This is a genomic window from Streptomyces longhuiensis, from assembly GCF_020616555.1.
Classification (GTDB): domain Bacteria; phylum Actinomycetota; class Actinomycetes; order Streptomycetales; family Streptomycetaceae; genus Streptomyces; species Streptomyces longhuiensis.
This window is the reverse complement of record NZ_CP085173.1, coordinates 4,184,005-4,202,665: the sequence shown is the minus strand read 5'-3', so window position 1 is coordinate 4,202,665 and position 18,661 is coordinate 4,184,005. Positions and strand designations below refer to the sequence as shown.

14 protein-coding genes are annotated in these 18,661 nt (G+C 70.8%); 8 read left to right on the top strand and 6 right to left on the bottom strand.

Annotation, left to right across the window (positions count from 1 at the left end; all coding sequences use genetic code 11):
- Positions 1 to 13 precede the first annotated feature (13 nt).
- From LGI35_RS19500 to LGI35_RS19485, 4 genes are read right to left on the bottom strand one after another with little or no spacing between them, the layout of a single operon-like run.
- Entirely contained in the window at positions 14 to 1,006 is a 993-nt protein-coding gene (locus tag LGI35_RS19500) for an AAA family ATPase (RefSeq protein WP_199842108.1), read from the bottom strand.
- Positions 1,003 to 2,262: a DUF4350 domain-containing protein gene (locus LGI35_RS19495; protein WP_227295094.1), complete on the bottom strand. Its 1,260-nt coding sequence runs from the start codon at positions 2,260 to 2,262 to the stop codon at positions 1,003 to 1,005. Before LGI35_RS19495 ends, LGI35_RS19500 begins: the two co-directional genes overlap by 4 nt.
- Positions 2,259 to 2,957, bottom strand: coding sequence for a DUF4129 domain-containing protein (locus LGI35_RS19490; protein ID WP_227295093.1), 699 nt, complete (start codon positions 2,955 to 2,957; stop codon positions 2,259 to 2,261). The genes LGI35_RS19495 and LGI35_RS19490 overlap by 4 nt, the downstream gene beginning before the upstream one ends.
- A 4-nt stretch (positions 2,958 to 2,961) precedes the next feature.
- On the bottom strand, positions 2,962 to 4,296 hold the full coding sequence (locus LGI35_RS19485; RefSeq protein ID WP_227295092.1) for a DUF7847 domain-containing protein: 1,335 nt from the start codon (positions 4,294 to 4,296) through the stop codon (positions 2,962 to 2,964).
- Positions 4,297 to 4,436: 140 nt separating this feature from the next.
- On the opposite strand from LGI35_RS19485, the gene mtnA reads away from it, so the two are divergent.
- The 7 genes from mtnA to LGI35_RS19450 all read left to right on the top strand — a co-directional run bounded on the left by mtnA (position 4,437) and on the right by LGI35_RS19450 (position 13,467).
- The gene (gene mtnA / locus LGI35_RS19480; RefSeq protein ID WP_227295091.1) at positions 4,437 to 5,585 is read left to right on the top strand and encodes an S-methyl-5-thioribose-1-phosphate isomerase; all 1,149 of its coding nucleotides are present in this window, start codon (positions 4,437 to 4,439) and stop codon (positions 5,583 to 5,585) included.
- A gap of 4 nt (positions 5,586 to 5,589) precedes the next feature.
- Positions 5,590 to 6,279, top strand: coding sequence for a two-component system response regulator MtrA (gene mtrA / locus LGI35_RS19475; RefSeq protein WP_189491636.1), 690 nt, complete (start codon positions 5,590 to 5,592; stop codon positions 6,277 to 6,279).
- Between the two features lies 1 nt (position 6,280).
- Complete coding sequence (gene mtrB, locus LGI35_RS19470) at positions 6,281 to 8,362, top strand: MtrAB system histidine kinase MtrB (RefSeq protein WP_227295090.1); 2,082 nt, start codon at positions 6,281 to 6,283, stop codon at positions 8,360 to 8,362.
- Positions 8,363 to 8,456: 94 nt separating this feature from the next.
- Positions 8,457 to 10,262, top strand: a complete 1,806-nt coding sequence (locus tag LGI35_RS19465; protein WP_227300377.1) for an LpqB family beta-propeller domain-containing protein — start codon at positions 8,457 to 8,459, stop codon at positions 10,260 to 10,262.
- A gap of 214 nt (positions 10,263 to 10,476) precedes the next feature.
- The gene (locus LGI35_RS19460; RefSeq protein WP_227295089.1) at positions 10,477 to 11,469 is read left to right on the top strand and encodes a ComF family protein; all 993 of its coding nucleotides are present in this window, start codon (positions 10,477 to 10,479) and stop codon (positions 11,467 to 11,469) included.
- A gap of 326 nt (positions 11,470 to 11,795) precedes the next feature.
- Positions 11,796 to 12,485, top strand: coding sequence for a ribosome hibernation-promoting factor, HPF/YfiA family (hpf, locus tag LGI35_RS19455; protein WP_376222823.1), 690 nt, complete (start codon positions 11,796 to 11,798; stop codon positions 12,483 to 12,485).
- 226 nt (positions 12,486 to 12,711) lie between these two features.
- Positions 12,712 to 13,467 (top strand): response regulator, encoded by a 756-nt coding sequence (locus tag LGI35_RS19450; protein WP_116512656.1) that lies wholly within the window; start codon positions 12,712 to 12,714, stop codon positions 13,465 to 13,467.
- Between the two features lie 89 nt (positions 13,468 to 13,556).
- On the opposite strand, the gene LGI35_RS19445 is transcribed toward LGI35_RS19450, so the two are convergent.
- Positions 13,557 to 14,735 carry a winged helix-turn-helix domain-containing protein gene (locus LGI35_RS19445; protein ID WP_227295088.1) on the bottom strand — a complete coding sequence of 393 codons (1,179 nt, stop codon included), beginning with the start codon at positions 14,733 to 14,735 and terminating at the stop codon, positions 13,557 to 13,559.
- A 120-nt stretch (positions 14,736 to 14,855) separates the two neighbouring features.
- Positions 14,856 to 15,428: a GNAT family N-acetyltransferase gene (locus LGI35_RS19440; protein WP_227295087.1), complete on the bottom strand. Its 573-nt coding sequence runs from the start codon at positions 15,426 to 15,428 to the stop codon at positions 14,856 to 14,858.
- A gap of 243 nt (positions 15,429 to 15,671) precedes the next feature.
- Here LGI35_RS19440 and secA point away from each other — a divergent pair, with 243 nt between their 5' ends.
- A complete protein-coding gene (gene secA, locus LGI35_RS19435) occupies positions 15,672 to 18,476 on the top strand; it encodes a preprotein translocase subunit SecA (protein ID WP_227295086.1) in 2,805 nt (934 codons plus the stop codon).
- Positions 18,477 to 18,661 lie beyond the last annotated feature (185 nt).

The window sequence follows — 18,661 nt, the reverse complement described above, 5'->3', positions numbered from 1 at the left end:
CCAGAGCCTTGCGTCAGCGGGGAACGGGGACGTGGGCCAGGATCGCGTTGATGACCGAGTCGGGCGTGACGCCCTCCATCTCGGCCTCGGGGCGGAGCTGGATCCGGTGGCGGAGCGTGGGCAGGGCGAGGGCCTTCACGTCGTCGGGGATGACGTAGTCGCGGCCCGTCAGCCAGGCCCACGCGCGGGCCGTGGACAGGAGCGCCGTCGCGCCGCGGGGGGAGACGCCCAGGGTGAGGGACGGGGATTCGCGCGTGGCGCGGCAGATGTCGACGACGTAGGCCGTGATCTCGGGGGAGATCGAGGTCTTCGCCACGGCCGCTCGGGCGGTTTCCAGGTCGGCGGCGGTGGCTACGGGGCGTACACCCGCGGAGCGCAGGTCGCGCGGGTTGAATCCCTGGGCGTGCCGGGTCAGGACGTCGATCTCGTCCTGGCGCGAGGGGAGGGGGACCGTGAGCTTGAGGAGGAAACGGTCCAGCTGGGCCTCGGGGAGAGGGTAGGTGCCCTCGTATTCGACGGGGTTCTGCGTCGCCGCGACCAGGAAGGGGTCGGGGAGTGGGCGCGGGGTGCCGTCGACCGTGACCTGGCGTTCCTCCATGGCTTCGAGGAGGGAGGACTGGGTCTTGGGCGGGGTGCGGTTGATCTCGTCCGCGAGGAGCAGGTTGGTGAAGACCGGGCCGGGCTGGAACGAGAACTCGGCGGTGCGGGCGTCGTAGACGAGGGAGCCCGTGACGTCGCTCGGCATCAGGTCGGGGGTGAACTGGACGCGCTTCGTGTCGAGTTCGAGGGAGGCTGCGAGGGCGCGTACGAGGAGGGTCTTGGCCACTCCGGGGACGCCTTCGAGGAGGACGTGGCCGCGGCAGAGGAGCGCTACGACGAGGCCCGTGACCGCGGGGTCCTGGCCGACGACGGCCTTGGCGATCTCCGCGCGCAGGGCCTCCAGAGACGCCCGTGAGCTGCGGGGATCTCCGGTGGGCCCGGCGTTGTCAGTGGTCGGGGCCATCATGAGTGGCGTACCTCTCTTTCGAGGGCGTCGAGTTGGTCGGCGAGGGCTGTCAGGGCCGCGTCGTTGGCGGGCGGCGGGCCGAAGAGGAGGGGGCGTGGGTCCTGGCCGGAGGTGTGGAGTGCGGCGGTCAGGGCGGGGAGCAGGGTCTCGGGCGTGTGGGCCTGGGACGGGGGGACGCCGATGAGGGGGGCGAGGCGGGTGCGGGTGGCGGTGCGCAGAGCGGAGGCGGCGCGGTCGCGGGCGTTGGCCTTGCGGTAGAGGCGAGCGCGTCCTTCGACGGCTTCGGAGGCGCGGATCGACACGGGGAGGCGTTCGGGGACCAGCCGGCCGAGGCGGCGGCCGCGCCAGAACGCGGCGAGGACGGCCGCGACGAAGAGTTGCAGGGTGCCCCAGAGCCATCCCGAGGGGAGCAGGTCGAAGAAGCTGCGCTGCTCGGAGCCGGTGGCCCGGGCGTCGTCCGAGAGGGAGGGGAGGTACCAGACCAAGTGGGGGCGGGAACCGAGGAGTTGCAGGGCGAGCGAGGCGTTGCCGTGCTCGTCGAGGCGGTCGTTGAGGAGGATGTCGGGGGCGCCGATCAGGACGGTGTCGCCGCCCTTGGCCTCCGGCAGGCGCAGCAGGGTGGGGAGGCTCTCGCTGCGGTAGCAGGTGTCGGCGTCCGCGGGGTACGTGGCGTAGCGGTGGCCGCCGGTCTCGGCGTCGCCGGCGCGGCGGGCGGCGGGCAGGGTGCAGCCCGGGCGGGCGAGTGCGTCGAGGCTGGGCGCGGGGTCCACGGTGACGTCGGGGGCGAGCGTGCCGAGCGAGGGGGCGCCGGGGGCGATCAGGACGGTGCGGCCGCCGGAGCCGGTGGTGGCGGCGTGCAGTCGGGCCTGCTGGCGGTCGGTGAGCAGGTCCGGGGACGCGACCAGGACGGTGGTGTCGGGGCCTGCCGCCTGGCGTGCCTCGGCGGTGGTGGTGACCACGCGCGTGGAGACGCCCCGGTCGGCCAGGAGGCGGGCGACGGCGCGGCTGCCGCCCGGGTCGGCGGAGCGCGGGTCGAGGCGGCCGTGTGCGGCGTCGGAGCGGACGAGCGCGATGGCGACGGCGGCGATCAGCAGGATGGCGGCGGCGATGAGCAGCCCGCGCGTGCGGGTCCAGAGCTGGCGTGGGGTGCGGGCCGTGGAGGTTGCCGGTGGCTGTTCGCCCGGGTTCGCCGGCGGCGTGGAGTCCTGTGCGTTCTGAGGAGCAGCGGTGGGGGCCGTCGGATGCTGGGTGGTCACTCGGCGGCTCCTCGGGGGGCGCTGCCGGTGAGCGTGGGGGTGGTGCGGTCCAGTTCGGCGTCGAGCGTGGTGAGGCGCTCGTACGTCTGCGGGGTGGCGGTGCGGCCGCCGTATGTGACGTCGTCGAAGTCGCGGGCCGCGGTGCGCAGTCGGTCCGCGTGCGCGGGCAGGGTGCGGCCTGCCTCGGTGGCGGCCTCGTCGGCGGTGCGGCCGGGGCGCGGGTCGAGGAGTGCGCGTTCCTCCAGGGAGCGGACGATGGCGCGCATCCGATCCTGCACGGCCTGGGTCCAGTGGCCCTGGGCGGCGTGCGCCTCGGCGGCCGCGCGGTGTTCGGCGGCAGTGCGGGGGCGGTCGTCGAAGAGCGCGGGGGTGGAATGGGGGGAGCGGCGCGGGGTGCCCAGGCGCCACCACAGGGCGACGGCGAGGGCCACGACCGCGAGCACGATGACGAGCAGGCCGAATCCGCCGCCGGGGGTCGCCCCGGAGGCGGCGGAGAACAGCTTGTCGAGCCATTCCCAGAAGCGGTTGAGGCCCCGCTGGAGGAGGCTCGTGTCGCCCTGGTGGTACGCGGGCTCGGACAGCTCGCGTCGGGCCGCTTCCCGCGCGGGGTCGCGGCCGATCGTCACCGGTGGTTCGTCGCCGCCGGTGCGCGAGCGCAGCGCGGCAGCCCAGAGCACTCCCCCCGCCGGGCTCACCGCATCAGCTCCCCGGGGTGGGGCTCGTGGTGTCGCCGTACCCCTGGAGGCCTGCCGCGCGGCCGAGTTCGAGGTCGAGGGCCTCGCGGCGGATGCGCTGGTCGATGTAGAGGAGCACGGTGACGCCCGCCGTGATCGGGAACGTGAGCATGGAGCCGATCACGGAGCCGATGCCGGTGACGATGAGGAACGTCCAGCCGAGGTCGCCGGTGCCGCCGTCGAGGAGTCCGCTGACGCCTTCGCCCCCGAGCGCGGCGGCGAGGAAGGTGAACGGGATGACGATGATCGAGGAGACGAGTCCGGCGATGATCCCGGCGAGCAGCTGGATGCCGAAGACCCGCCACCAGGAGCCGCGGACCAGTTTGGCGGAGCGGCTCATCGATTTCAGGATGCTCTGCTTCTCCAGCATCAGTGCGGGCGAGGCGAGCGAGAAGCGGATCATCAGCCAGATCGCCAGGACGGCGCCACCAAGGGCGCCGAGGGCGATGAGAGGGGCGCCGGAGTCCGAGGAGCCTATGGCGGCGACGAGGATGCCGGGCAGCATGCAGACGAGCAGCACGGCGGCGGCGATGAGCGGCAGGAGAAGCGTCAGGCCGGCCAGCTTGAGGAGCTGGGGCTTGGCGTCCTTCCAGGCCTCCCCGGTCGTCACGGACTTGCCGAGGACGGCCCGGCTGGTCACGGTCGTGAGCAGGGCCGTGGCGACGATGGTGCCGAGCAGGTAGACGATCTGGACGACGCCCGAGCTCAGCAGGGTGTCGCCCACGGCGCGCGTCAGTTCGCTCGCGGTCGCGCTCGGGTCGTCGAGGGCGTCCGTGTTCGTCGAGTTGTTCAGGACGAGGCCCTGGAGGAGGACGACGACGATCTCGATGAGCACGGCCACGGAGAGCGAGATCCCGAGGACGGTGCGCCAGTGCGCGCGCATCGTCGACACGGCGCCGTCGAGGATCTCGCCGACGCCGAGCGGGCGCAGCGGGATGACGCCCGGCTTGGCGGCCTGGGGCCTGCCCTGCCAGGAGCCCCATCCGCCGCCGTAGCCACCGCCTGGTCCGCCGTAACCGCCACCGCCGCCGTAGCCGCCGCCTCCGCCGGGGCCCGCGGGGCCGCCGGAGGATCCGCCGCCCCAGCCCTGGGCCGGAGGCGACGGAGGAGGCGGGGTCTGGCCGGTGCCGGACGGGGCGGACCACTGCGCGGGCGGCGGCTGCTCCTTGGACCACTTCGGGTCGGGAGCCGCGTCCTTGCCGTCGCCGGTGCGGCCGTCGTGGCCGTCCTGCGCAGGCTGGTCGTCCTGGCCGTCGGAGGGGGCAGATCCGGGCGAGGCCCAGCCCGGAGTGTCGTTCATCGTCGCTCCTTCACGGTGCCCGTCCGCGGTCGCGGCGGCAGCTTGGCGCCCATCGTGCCACGGTGTGGCTCGGAGTTGACCTGGTGCCGTATGGGCTGCACACCTTCAATTGTCCGCCCGGTACGGGGCAGACTGGGCGGATGGCTGATCAGTACGCGCAAACCGGCGACGACAAGCGGCCCACCGACATACCCGTACTCCGATGGGAGGAGCCGGCCGAGGGGCCCGCGCTCGTCCTGCTCGACCAGACCAGGCTGCCCGTGGAGGAGGTCGAGCTGGTCTGCACCGACGCGCAGGCGCTCGTCCAGGCCATCAGAACGCTCGCCGTGCGGGGAGCGCCACTCCTCGGCATCGCGGGGGCGTACGGGATCGCCCTGGCCGCGGCACGGGGGTTCGACGTGGACGAGGCGGCCCGCGCGCTGGCCGGCGCGCGGCCCACCGCGGTGAATCTCGCCAGAGGCGTGCGCCGGGCTCATGCGGCGTACCGCACCGGGCTCGGGGACGAGGGGGACCGGGAGCGGGCCGCCCGGGACGCACTCGCCGCCGCGCGGGCGCTCCACCGGGAGGACGCCGACGCCAGCGCCGCCATGGCCGGACACGGCCTCGCCCTGCTCGACGAGATGCTGCCGGGCGGACAGCACCGGATCCTCACGCACTGCAACTCGGGATCACTGGTCTCCGGGGGCGAGGGCACCGCGTTCGCGGTCGCGCTCGCCGCGCACCGGGTGGGACGGCTGACCCGGCTGTGGGTCGACGAGACGCGCCCGCTGCTCCAGGGGTCGCGGCTCACCGCGTACGAGGCGGCGCGGGCGGGGATGGCGTACACGCTGCTCACGGATAATGCGGCGGGGTCGCTGTTCGCGGCCGGTGAGGTGGACGCGGTGCTGGTCGGGGCCGACCGGATCGCGGCGGACGGTTCCGTCGCGAACAAGGTGGGGACCTATCCGCTCGCGGTTCTGGCCAAGTACCACCACGTGCCGTTCATCGTGGTGGCGCCGAGTACGACCGTGGACCCGGACACCCCCGACGGAGCGTCTATCGAGGTGGAGCAGCGGGCCGGACATGAAGTGACGGAGGTCACGGCACCCCAGGTGCCGATGGCCGGGGTTGAGGCAGGAGGCGTGTTTCCGGTGGCTCCGCTGGGAACGCAGGCGTACAACCCCGCATTCGATGTGACGCCGCCCGAGTTGGTGACGGCGATCGTCACAGAGTGGGGAGTGGTTTCCCCTGTGACAGCTGAAGGACTGGGCGAGCTGTGTGCCAGGTCACGCCAGGTAACGATTAAGTAATGGGATGATGTGGCCTATGAAGGGACGAGTCCTTGTCGTCGACGACGACACCGCACTGGCCGAGATGCTCGGCATTGTGCTGCGTGGTGAAGGTTTTGAGCCGTCGTTCGTAGCTGACGGCGACAAGGCGCTGGCCGCTTTCCGGGAGTCCAAGCCGGATCTGGTCCTTCTGGACCTGATGCTTCCCGGCCGGGACGGCATCGAGGTGTGCCGCCTGATCAGGGCGGAGTCCGGGGTGCCGATCGTGATGCTGACCGCGAAGAGCGACACGGTGGACGTCGTGGTGGGCCTCGAGTCGGGCGCCGACGACTACATCGTGAAGCCGTTCAAGCCGAAGGAGCTCGTGGCCCGTATCAGGGCGCGGCTGCGGAGGTCCGAGGAGCCCGCTCCCGAGCAGCTCGCCATCGGTGACCTGGTCATCGACGTGGCCGGGCACTCCGTGAAGCGGGAGGGGCAGTCGATCGCGCTGACGCCGCTGGAGTTCGACCTCCTGGTGGCGCTCGCCCGCAAGCCGTGGCAGGTGTTCACGCGTGAGGTCCTCCTCGAGCAGGTGTGGGGCTATCGGCACGCGGCCGACACCCGCCTGGTGAACGTGCATGTGCAGCGGCTGCGCTCGAAGGTCGAGAAGGACCCCGAACGTCCGGAGATCGTGGTGACCGTCCGTGGCGTCGGTTACAAGGCCGGACCGAGCTGACATGTCCCGTGACAGTGCCGCTCCGGCACCCGGGGGGCCGGGAATCCGCTCGGGGCGGCCTGTGGGAACGAAGGCCGGGCGTGCCTCAGTGCTGCGCCGGGTCCTCGACGGCGGTCTGCTGCTCCAGGGCGGAATGAAGGGCAGCCCCGTGCTGCGCCTGTTCACGCGCTGGGTGCGGCGGCCTCTGCTGCCCGCCATGCGCCTGTGGCGGCGCAACATCCAGCTCAAGATCGTCGTCACGACACTCCTGATGTCGCTCGGCGTCGTCCTGCTGCTCGGCATCGTCGTCATCGGCTCCGTACGCAACGGCCTGCTCGACGCCAAGGTGAAGGCGTCGCAGAGCCAGGCCGAGGGCGGCTTCCGGGCCGCCAAGGACAAGGCCGACACAGCCGCGGCCGGGGCGCGCGACGGCGCGACGACGGACAGCCGCGCCCCCCTGAACACGAACAACTGGATGAGCGAGCTGGTCACCCAGCTCTCCTCCGGCGGCCAGAGCGCCTTCGACGTGGTGACGCTCAGCCCGCCCGGGGCCGACAGCGGCGACAGCGTGCGCGGACCGCGGGCCTCCGGCGGCGTCCTCGACCCCAGCGTCCCCGACGACCTGCGCGAACGGGTCGAGAAGATGACGGGCGCGTCCCAGGAGTACACGCGCATCGTCTACGAGGACGGCAAGGACTCTCAGCCCGGCCTCGTCATCGGCAAACAGCTGACCGACCCGAAGGGCCACGCCTACCAGCTGTACTACCTCTTCCCGCTCACCCAGGAGGAGAAGTCGCTCGGCCTGGTCAAGGGGACGCTCGCCACGGCCGGGCTGTTCGTCGTGGTGCTGCTCGGCGCCATCGCCTGGCTGGTCGTACGGCAGGTCGTCACGCCCGTACGGATGGCCGCGGGCGTCGCCGAGAGGCTGTCCGCGGGACGCCTCCAGGAACGCATGAAGGTCACCGGCGAGGACGACATCGCCCGGCTCGGTGAAGCCTTCAACAAGATGGCGCAGAACCTGCACACGAAGATCCAGCAGCTCGAGGATCTCTCGCGGATGCAGCGACGCTTCGTGTCCGACGTGTCGCACGAACTACGGACGCCGCTGACGACGGTGCGCATGGCCGCCGACGTGATCCATGACGCGCGCGTGGACTTCGACCCGGTCACCGCGCGGTCGGCGGAACTGCTCGCCGACCAGCTGGACCGTTTCGAATCACTCCTCTCCGACCTCCTCGAGATCAGCCGCTTCGACGCGGGCGCGGCCGCCCTGGAGGCGGAGCCGATAGACCTGCGGGAAGTCGTACGCCGTGTGGTGGGCGGCGCCGAGCCGCTCGCCGAGCACAAGGGCACGCACGTGCGGATCGTCGGGGACCAGCAGCCCGTGGTCGCCGAGGCGGACGCCCGGCGCGTGGAGCGCGTCCTGCGCAATCTCGTCGTCAACGCCGTGGAGCACGGCGAAGGCAAGGACGTGGTGGTGCGGCTCGCCGCGGCCGGCGGCGCCGTCGCCGTCGCCGTACGCGACTACGGCGTGGGCCTCAAGCCCGGCGAAGCCACCCGCGTCTTCAGCCGCTTCTGGCGCGCCGACCCGGCACGCGCGCGTACCACCGGCGGTACGGGCCTCGGCCTGTCCATCGCCCTCGAGGACGCCCGGCTGCACGGCGGCTGGCTCCAGGCGTGGGGCGAGCCCGGCGGCGGCTCCCAGTTCCGGCTGACGCTCCCGCGGACGGCGGACGAACCCCTGCGCGGGTCCCCGATACCCCTGGAGCCGGAGGACTCACGGCGCAACCGAGGCCTGAGCGAGGCAGGGCTTCCGCACGGCGGGGGCGCCGGCAAGCTCGCGACAGTTCCGGCGCAGACAGCGGGCGCGCCCCGCGTACCGTCGCCCGTACCGGCGAAGGAACCGGCCGCACCTCGGTACGCGGTCGACCCCGCGGCACTGCCCGGGAACGGCTCGCGGGTCGTGGCCCGCAGCGACACCGCCGCACCGGCGGCACGCGGTCAGGACACAAGGGGTCCGGAAGGACCCTGGGAAGAGCAGGCCGGACCGGCCGAGGGGGCCGACGGCAGCGGCGAGGGAAGTGGGGGCGGGCGTGCGCGGTGAGCGGGGGCGGCCACCGTTGGCCGGACGGCGGCGCGGGCTGCGTACAGGCGTGTTGCTCGGCTGCGGCACAGTGGTGCTCAGCGGCTGCGCGTCCATGCCGGACAACGGCGGACTCCAGGCCGTGGAGGCGTCCCAGCGGCCCGACTCGCAGGTGCGCGTCTTCGCGATGCCGCCCCGCGAGCACGCCGGGCCCGACAGCATCGTCGAGGGCTTCCTCGAGGCGCTGACCAGCGACGATCCGCAGTACACGATGGCGCGCAAGTACCTCACGGCGAAGGCCGCCAAAGGCTGGCACCCCGAGGAGCGCACCACCGTCCTCACGGACGGACCGAGCACAGGATCGGCTAGCAGGCCCAGCACCGGCGACGAGGGACGTACGTTCAGACTGAGCGGCCATCAAGTCGCGTTCGTGGACCAGCAGCAGGCGTACCGGCCCGAAGGCACCTCGTACAGCAAGACGCTGCACCTCGTGCAGGAGAACGGGCCCAAGGGAAAACAGTGGCGCATCGACGGGCTGCCGCAGGGCGTCGTCCTCGGGCAGTCCGACTTCCAGCGCATCTATCAGTCCGTCAACAAGTACTACTTCGCGCTGGACGAGGAGTCCTCCTCCGGCGGCGGCGCGCAGAGCGGTGGCGGATCGGGTTCGGGTGAGGGTTCGACCAGTCGTCAGAAGAGGCTCGTCGCCGACCCCGTGTACGTACGTCAGTGGATAGACCCCCTCACGCAGACGGTGCGGGCCCTTCTTTCGGGCCCCACGCACTGGCTGAACCCCGTCGTGACCACGACGTTCCCCTCCGACACGCGGCTGCGCAAGGGCGTGAAATCCCTCGCGCCCGACGACGAGAACAATCTGAAGGTCCCGCTGAACGCGAAGGCCGACCACGTCGGGCAGGCCCGCTGCAAGGAGATGGCCGCCCAACTCCTGTTCTCCCTGCGGGATGTGACGTCGGCGAGCGTGTCGCAGATCGAACTCGAGCGGTCGAACGGGTCGCAGCTGTGCGTCCTGAGCGAGAGCGACGCCGAGGCCCTCGTGGAGCCGCGCACCTCCGGGCCCTCCGACGACCAGTACTTCCTGGACGACAAGGGACGGCTCGTACAGATGTCGGGCGCCTCCCGCACCGCGAAGGACCCTGAGAGGGTGCCGGGTCCGCTCGGCGACGGCGAGCAGCGGATGCGCTCGGTCGCCGTCTCGCGCGACGAGACGCAGGCCGCGGCGGTGTCGAACAACGGCAGCTCCCTGTTCGTCGGGTCGCTCGTGGCGGGCGCCTCGCTCGGCGACCCCGTCGTGCGCAGCAACGCCAAGTCCGAGAAGGACCGGCTGACGACACCCAGTTGGGACGGACTCGGCGACCTCTGGGTGGCCGACCGCGACCCGAAGAAGCCACGACTGCTGATGTTCGGCCGGGGCATGGCGGACAAGATCCACGAAGCTGACGTCTCCGGTCTCGACGGCGGGCGCATCGAGGCCGTGAAGGTCTCGGCCGACGGAGTGCGGATCGCGCTGCTCGTCGCCGAGAAGGGCAAGACCACGCTGCGGATCGGGCGCGTCGAACGCGACTCGGGACCGGACGGCAAGTTGTCGGTCTCGGTCGACGAACTGCGCGCCGCGGCACCCCAGATGGAGGAGGTCACGGCCATATCGTGGGCCGGCGGAAGCCGACTCGTGGTCGTCGGACGCGAGTCCGGGGGCGTGCAGCAGCTGAGTTACGTCCAGTGCGACGGCTCGGCGCCGACGGTGCAGGCGCTGCCCGGCCTGACGGGCGTGAAGGAGATCGCGGCGTCCGAGGACGACCGCCTGCCACTCGTCGCCCACTCGGACGACGGGATCGTCAGGCTGCCGCCGGGTCTGCCGTGGCAGACGGTGCTCAAGGACGGGACGGCGCCGGTCTATCCGGGCTAGTGGGAGCGCGGGTCTGGTCGGGGTAGAGGGGCGCCCGGCTGCCCGGGGAGAGGGAGCTGAGGGGCGGCGGGACGGCATGAAAGACGCCGTTCTCCCTCCAGCCGGACGGAGTTGAGTCCTCCGATTGCAACGGAGTGTGCCCGTCCGGGAGTTATCCACAGGGGGTTATCCACAGGGGTGGTCTCAGCGCGCCCCTCTTGGCACAGTGGTGGACATGCGGGGGTGGTTGCAGGACCTCGGAGATCTGGTGCTGCCGGCCGAGTGTGGAGGCTGTGGTCGGCCGCGTACGGCGCTCTGCGCGCGCTGCGGGGACGCCTTGTACGGCGGTGCGCCGGGCCGGGTGCGGCCGAGCCCTGAGCCGCCCGGGCTGCCGGTGGTGCACGCGGCCGCTCCGTACCAGGACGCGGTACGGGCCGTACTGCTCGCGCACAAGGAGCGGGGGGCGCTGGGTCTCGCGGAGCCCCTGGGCGCGGCCCTCGCGGGGGCGGTGCGGGCAGGACTGAGCGAAGCGGGGGGTGGGGGAGGGGGCGGGGGTGGGGGCCCCGTAGGCGGGCGTACACAGGCCGATGGACGTACAGCCGATGGACGTACAGCCGATGGACGTACACAGGCACACGCACGCACGCAGGTACGTGCACGTGGCGTGCGTGGCCAAGCAAACACGCCCACCCAACCAGCCGCCCGCATCCAACCCCGCGTCCAACCCCTCACTCAGTCCCCCACCCAGCCCTCCACCCCCCTCCTCCTGGTCCCCGTTCCCTCCGCCCGGAAGGCTGTTCGGGCGCGTGGGCATGATCCTGCGCGGCGGATCGCGTATGCCGCTGCGGCTGAGCTGCGTCGGGCGGGGGTGCCTGCCAGGGTGCTGGCCGCGTTGCGTCAGAGGCGGGCCGTTGCCGATCAGGCCGGGCTCGACTCGCGGGGGCGTCTGGCCAATCTCGCCGGTGCTCTGGAAGTGCCCGCGGGGGCCCGTGCGCTCCTCGCCTCGGGTGGCCGGATCGTGTTGGTCGACGACGTCATGACCACGGGCGCCTCATTGGCAGAGGCGGCCCGCGCAATACGTGCGGCAGTGGTCAGCGCGGCAGAGGATGAGAGCGACGGGTTCACGCCGGGATGGGTGGAAACAGCACGGGAATTGCCTCCGCGCAACTCGATCAGTGCGGCCGTGGTCGCCTCCTCTCCGGGTTCTTTCGAAATAAACCGGAACTGAGCGCAAACCTGCGTCGTTGCAGGTAGTGAGAGGGTCAATTCACCTGAATGGAGGTACGCGTCAGTAGAGGGTGACGACATCCGTCCGGGCGAGATATGTTCGGTTGTGAGGAATGGTTGACGCCGTCCTCGGCAATCGAGAATGCCGCTGTCGTGGGTGCCGCAGGTTTTTTTGGCAATCACCCGCGATGATGGGGTGTAGATCTTGTCCATGGGGGAGGAGGAGGTGGAAGTCGCCGAGTCAGAGACTCCGGAAGTGGCCGGAGTCTGGTGCAACAGGGAGATGCTCCGCCGATGGAGCGGGGCGATCCGGGAACGGAGTTCTGCGTGGACATCGTCGTCAAGGGCCGCAAGACAGAGGTGCCCGAGCGGTTCCGCAAGCACGTGGCCGAGAAGCTGAAGCTGGATAAGATCCAGAAGTTCGACGGCAAGGTGATCAGCCTCGACGTGGAGGTGTCCAAGGAGCCCAACCCCCGACAGGCCGACCGCTGCGACCGCGTAGAGATCACACTCCGCACGCGCGGCCCGGTCATCAGGGCGGAGGCCGCGGCCAGCGACCCGTACGCGGCGCTCGACCTGGCAACGGACAAGCTCGAGGCGCGCCTGCGCAAGGAACACAGCAAGCGGTCCACCCGTCGCGGAAGCGGCAGGCTCACGGCCGCGGAAGTCCCCGATGTCGTCCGCACGGCGACTCTGAACGGGGACGGCTCAGTGGTCAACAACGAGGAGCCCGGCGGAGTGCCGACCACGAGGATCGGCTCCCTCGAGGTCCAGGGCGAAGGCCCGCTCATCGTTCGCGAGAAGACGCACGTCGCTGCGCCCATGTCGCTCGACCAGGCGCTCTACGAGATGGAGCTGGTCGGGCACGACTTCTACCTCTTCGTCGACTCCGAGACCAAGGAGCCCAGCGTCGTCTACCGGCGCCACGCCTACGACTACGGCGTGATCCACCTCAACACCGACCCGATGGTCACCCAGGCGCAGTCGTCCGAAGCGGGCGGGGCGCTCGGCGGCTGAGGCAGGCGGAACAACACCGCTGAGCCCGCGGGAGACAGCCGGAAATGGTGCCCCTGGGAGCGCGTGCGCCCCCAGGGGCACCATCGTGCGACCCCCGTGCACACCGCTCTGACACCGCACCGACGCCAAGGCATGAAAGCATGGCCGTGCCGGGTCAACCGGTGTGCCGCTGCCTCGGGTTGGCGTGGTACTGGAAGACGGGCCATGGCCTTCAGGGGGAGGAACGATGGCGGACAGCTTCGGACCGATGCGGGACGACGGCGCCGGTACGGCCGGTGACGGTGTCCAGGGCATGGGCCCGGACGAGAGCGCGCCGCGCAAGGAGCCGATCAGGGTCCTCGTGGTGGACGACCATGCGCTGTTCCGGCGCGGGCTCGAGATCGTCCTCGCGGCCGAGGAGGACATTCAGGTCGTCGGCGAGGCGGGTGACGGCGCCGAGGCCGTGGACAAGGCGGCCGACCTGCTGCCCGACATCATCCTGATGGATGTGCGGATGCCCAAGCGTGGCGGGATCGAGGCGTGCACCTCCATCAAGGAGGTGGCCCCCAGCGCCAAGATCATCATGCTCACCATCAGTGACGAGGAAGCCGATCTCTACGACGCGATCAAGGCGGGCGCGACGGGTTATCTGCTCAAGGAGATCTCCACGGACGAGGTGGCGACGGCCATTCGCGCCGTGGCCGACGGGCAGTCGCAGATCAGCCCCTCGATGGCGTCGAAGCTCCTCACCGAATTCAAGTCCATGATCCAGCGCACGGACGAGCGGCGTCTCGTCCCCGCGCCGCGACTGACCGACCGCGAGCTGGAAGTCCTGAAGCTGGTCGCCACGGGCATGAACAACCGCGACATCGCGAAGGAACTGTTCATCTCCGAGAACACCGTGAAGAACCATGTGCGCAACATCCTGGAGAAGCTGCAGCTGCACTCCAGGATGGAGGCTGTGGTCTACGCGATGCGGGAGAAGATCCTCGAGATCCGGTGACGACCGCCGGGTGACGACCGCTGCGTGAGGGCCGCCGGGTGGCGGCCACCGGATGGCGACCGCCGGGTGGGAGTGGTCGGTCGAGGTGGTCAGTCGAGGGCGGTGATCAGGGCCGGCTTGAGGTCCGGCATGTCGACGCGCTCGATCCGGACCGTGTCGCAGCCCACCCACTGTGCCGCCTCCCGCAGCGCCTGCGCCACGGCCTGGACCGCCTTCGGGCCGTCCAGGGAGACCTGCTTGGCGACCAGCGTGCTTCCGTCGCGCGCGGGGTCGACGCGGCCCACCAGACGCCCGCCCGCGAGGACCGGCATCGCGAAGTAGCCGTGCACCCGCTTCGGCTTGGGGACGTACGCCTCCAGGCGGTGTGTGAAGCCGAAGATCCGCTCCGTGCGGGCCCGCTCCCAGATCAGGGAGTCGAAGGGCGAGAGCAGCGTCGTACGGTGGCGGCCGCGCGGGACGGTCTCCAGCGCCGCCGGGTCCGCCCAGGCCGGCTTCCCCCAGCCCTCCACGGTCACGGGAACCAGGCCCGAGTCCTCGACCACCGCGTCGAACTGCTCGCTCTTCAGGCGGTGGTAGTCCGCGATGTCGGAGCGGGTGCCGACGCCCAGGGCCTGTCCGGCCAGGCGGACCAGGCGGCGCAGGCACTCCCGGTCGTCGAGGTCGTCATGGAGCAGCTCGGCCGGGACGGCGCGCTCGGCGAGGTCGTACACCCGCTTCCAGCTGCGGCGCTGTGTGCACACCACCTCGCCGTACATCAGGGCGCGCTCCACGGCGACCTTCGCCTCGGACCAGTCCCACCACTCGCCCTTGTTCTTCGCGCCGCCCAACTCCGTTGCCGTGAGCGGGCCTTCGGTGCGCAGCTGCTTGATGACCTGCTCGTACGCGCCGTCGGGCAGGTCGTGGTACCAGTGCGGGCGGGTGCGGTAGGCGCGGCGGCGGAAGGCGAAGTGCGGCCACTCCTCGACGGGCAGGATGCACGCGGCGTGCGACCAGTACTCGAAGGCGTGCGGCGCGCCTGACGTGCCGGGGGTCCAGTACGCGTCCTCGACCGTTCTGCGGTCGACCGCGCCCAGGCGCGCGTACGGGATGAGTTCGTGGGAGCGGGCCAGCACCGAGATGGTGTCGAGCTGGACCGCTCCGAGGTGACGGAGCACGCCGCGGACCCCTGCCCTGCGGTCCGGCGCGCCGAGGAACCCCTGGGCCCGCAGCGCGATGCGGCGGGCCTCGTCGGCGGTGAGTTCGGCGGCGGGGCGCGGCGTGGTCGTCATGCCCCGAACGATAGGGCGCGGCACTGACAGTCGGGCCGGGACCGCGAAGCCCTGTCCGTCAGGCGGTGCCGGAAGTCGTCGGGCCGGGGCCGGGAGGTGTCTTCCCGGCGCCGGACGCCGTCACGCGGGTGCCGGGAGGTAGGGCAGCGCCGCCGGGAGGCCGAGATCCGAGGGGAGGAGCGAGGCGACCCAGCAGTCGCGCAGCACGCCCTTGTTGGGCAGGCCCGCCCGCATGACGCCCTCCATGGTGAAGCCGGCCTTCTCGGCGACGGTGCGCGAGCCGACGTTGCCGACCTCGGCGCGCCACTCCAGGCGCGTGCAGGCCAGGTCGGTGAAGGCCCAGTGAGCCAGGGCGAGGACGGTTTCGGTCATGTAGCCGCGGCCGCGGTGCTCCTTGCCGGTCCAGAAACCGACCTCCCAGGCGCCCGCGCGCGGGTGGTGCAGGCTCGCGGCGGCGATCACGGGGCCGTCCTCCTGGAGCCGCACGGCGAAGGTGTACTCCGTGTCGGCGCGCCAGCCGTCCGGGACCATGCGGCCGACGAAGTGCTCGGCGTCCACGCGCGCGTAGGGCGACGGGATCGTGGTCCAGCGCTGGATGTCGGGGTCCTGGGCCGCGAGATACACCTCGTCGGCGTCCTCGGCGGTGAACGTGCGCAGCCGCAGGCGGTCGGTGGTGAGTGCGACGGGTTCCATCGGCCGATTCTGCTCGGAGGCCGACAATGACGCCAGCAGAATTCGCGGGGTGAGCGCGCTGTTACCTTTCGTATTCGGGGTGCACACCTTCGTGCGGCACCTTGAGCGGTCCTCGTGCGTTGTCCGTGTGGCTGTGGTTACGGCAGACCTCCCGGCGCGCCGGGGTCCTCGCATACGATGGCCGTTGCTCTATACCGTCACACCCGACCGTGCCAGGCCCGACCGGCAAGGAGACCAACCCCCGTGTCCGTCCTCTCGAAGATCATGCGTGCAGGCGAAGGCAAGATCCTGCGCAAGCTGCACCGCATCGCGGACCAGGTCAACTCCATCGAAGAGGATTTCGTCAGCCTCTCCGACGCCGAGCTGCGGGCCCTCACCGACGAGTACAAGGAGAGGTACGCCGACGGCGAGAGCCTCGACGACCTGCTCCCCGAGGCCTTCGCCACGGTCCGCGAGGCCTCCAAGCGTGTCCTCGGCCAGCGTCACTACGACGTGCAGATGATGGGCGGCGCCGCGCTGCACCTCGGATACGTGGCCGAGATGAAGACCGGTGAGGGCAAGACCCTCGTCGGCACGCTCCCCACGTACCTGAACGCGCTGTCCGGCAAGGGCGTCCACCTGATCACGGTGAACGACTACCTGGCCGAGCGCGACTCCGAAATGATGGGCCGCGTCCACAAGTTCCTCGGCCTCAGCGTGGGCTGCATCCTGGCGAACATGACGCCGGCGCAGCGCCGCGAGCAGTACAACTGCGACATCACCTACGGCACGAACAACGAGTTCGGCTTCGACTACCTCCGCGACAACATGGCGTGGTCCCAGGACGAGCTCGTCCAGCGCGGCCACAACTTCGCGGTGGTCGACGAGGTCGACTCGATCCTCGTCGACGAGGCCCGTACGCCGCTGATCATCTCCGGCCCCGCCGACCAGGCCACGAAGTGGTACGGCGACTTCGCGAAGCTGGTCACCCGCCTGAAGAAGGGCGAGGCCGGTAACCCGCTGAAGGGCATCGAGGAGACCGGCGACTACGAGGTCGACGAGAAGAAGCGCACCGTCGCCATCCACGAGCCCGGCGTCGCCAAGGTCGAGGACTGGCTGGGCATCGACAACCTCTACGAGTCGGTGAACACGCCGCTCGTCGGTTACCTGAACAACGCCATCAAGGCGAAGGAACTGTTCAAGAAGGACAAGGACTACGTCGTCATCGACGGCGAAGTCATGATCGTCGACGAGCACACCGGCCGTATCCTCGCCGGCCGCCGCTACAACGAGGGCATGCACCAGGCGATCGAGGCGAAGGAAGGGGTGGACATCAAGGACGAGAACCAGACGCTCGCCACGATCACCCTGCAGAACTTCTTCCGTCTCTACGACAAGCTCTCCGGCATGACCGGTACGGCCATGACCGAGGCCGCCGAGTTCCACCAGATCTACAAGCTGGGCGTCGTCCCGATCCCGACGAACAAGCCGATGGTCCGCAAGGACCAGGCCGACCTGATCTACCGCACCGAGGTCGCCAAGTTCGACGCGGTCGTCGACGACATCGCCGAGAAGCACGAGCAGGGCCAGCCGATCCTCGTCGGTACGACGTCCGTCGAGAAGTCCGAGTACCTCTCGCAGCAGCTCTCCAAGCGCGGTGTGCAGCACGAGGTGCTGAACGCGAAGCAGCACGACCGTGAGGCGACGATCGTCGCCCAGGCCGGCCGCAAGGGCGCCGTCACCGTCGCCACGAACATGGCCGGTCGAGGCACCGACATCAAGCTCGGCGGCAACCCGGACGACCTCGCCGAGGCGGAGCTGCGCCAGCGCGGCCTCGACCCGGTCGAGCACGTCGAGGAGTGGGCGGCGGCGCTGCCGGGCGCTCTGGAGCGGGCCGAGCAGGCGGTGAAGGCGGAGTTCGAGGAGGTCAAGGACCTCGGCGGGCTCTACGTCCTCGGCACGGAGCGGCACGAGTCGCGCCGTATCGACAACCAGCTGCGTGGTCGTTCCGGCCGTCAGGGAGACCCGGGCGAGTCCCGTTTCTACCTGTCGCTCGGTGACGACCTGATGCGCCTGTTCAAGGCCCAGATGGTCGAGCGCGTCATGTCGATGGCGAACGTCCCGGACGACGTGCCGATCGAGAACAAGATGGTCACGCGCGCCATCGCGTCGGCCCAGTCGCAGGTCGAGCAGCAGAACTTCGAGACCCGGAAGAACGTCCTCAAGTACGACGAGGTCCTCAACCGGCAGCGTGAGGTCATCTACGGCGAGCGGCGCCGTGTCCTGGAGGGCGAGGACCTGCACGAGCAGATCCAGCACTTCATGGACGACACGATCGACGAGTACATCGGCGCCGAGACCGCCGAGGGCTTCGCCGAGGAGTGGGACCTGGACCGGCTGTGGGGCGCCTTCAAGCAGCTCTACCCGGTGAAGGTCACCGTGGACGAGCTGGAGGAGGCCGCGGGTGACCGTGCGGGTCTGACGGCCGAGTTCATCGGGGAGTCCGTCAAGGACGACATCCACGCGCAGTACGCGGCGCGTGAGGAGCAGCTCGGCTCCGAGATCATGCGTGAGCTGGAGCGCCGCGTGGTCCTGTCGGTCCTGGACCGCAAGTGGCGTGAGCACCTCTACGAGATGGACTACCTCCAGGAGGGCATCGGCCTGCGCGCCATGGCGCAGAAGGACCCGCTGGTCGAGTACCAGCGCGAGGGCTTCGACATGTTCACCGCCATGATGGAGGGCATCAAGGAGGAGTCCGTCGGCTATCTGTTCAACCTGGAGGTCCAGGTCGAGCAGCAGGTCGAGGAGGTCGAGGTGCAGGACACGGCGCCGTCCCTGGACAAGCAGGACGCGGTGCCGGCCGGTGTCGGCCGTCCCGAGATCCGCGCCAAGGGCCTCGACGCCCCGCAGCGCCCGGACCGCCTGCACTTCCAGGCGCCGAACGCCGAGGGCGGCGTGGACGAGATGGACTACGTCACCGAGGACGGCCCGACGCGCTCCGAGGCCGACGGCCTCACGCGCGCGGAGCGCCGCAAGCAGCAGAAGGGCGGGCGTCGCCGCAAGAAGTAGTGCGCGGCGCGCTCTGACCGAGCGTGCGTGAAGGGGCCGGGCACGGGATGCCCGGCCCCTTTCGTCGGTGTCGGGACGCTTTTCGTCGGCGTCGGGAGGCACAGCGGGGGACTACCTCGCGCCCCGGGGCATGAAGGTCCTCGAGGTGGCCCGCGACGGCGGTTGCCTCGCCGAGGTGTTCAAGC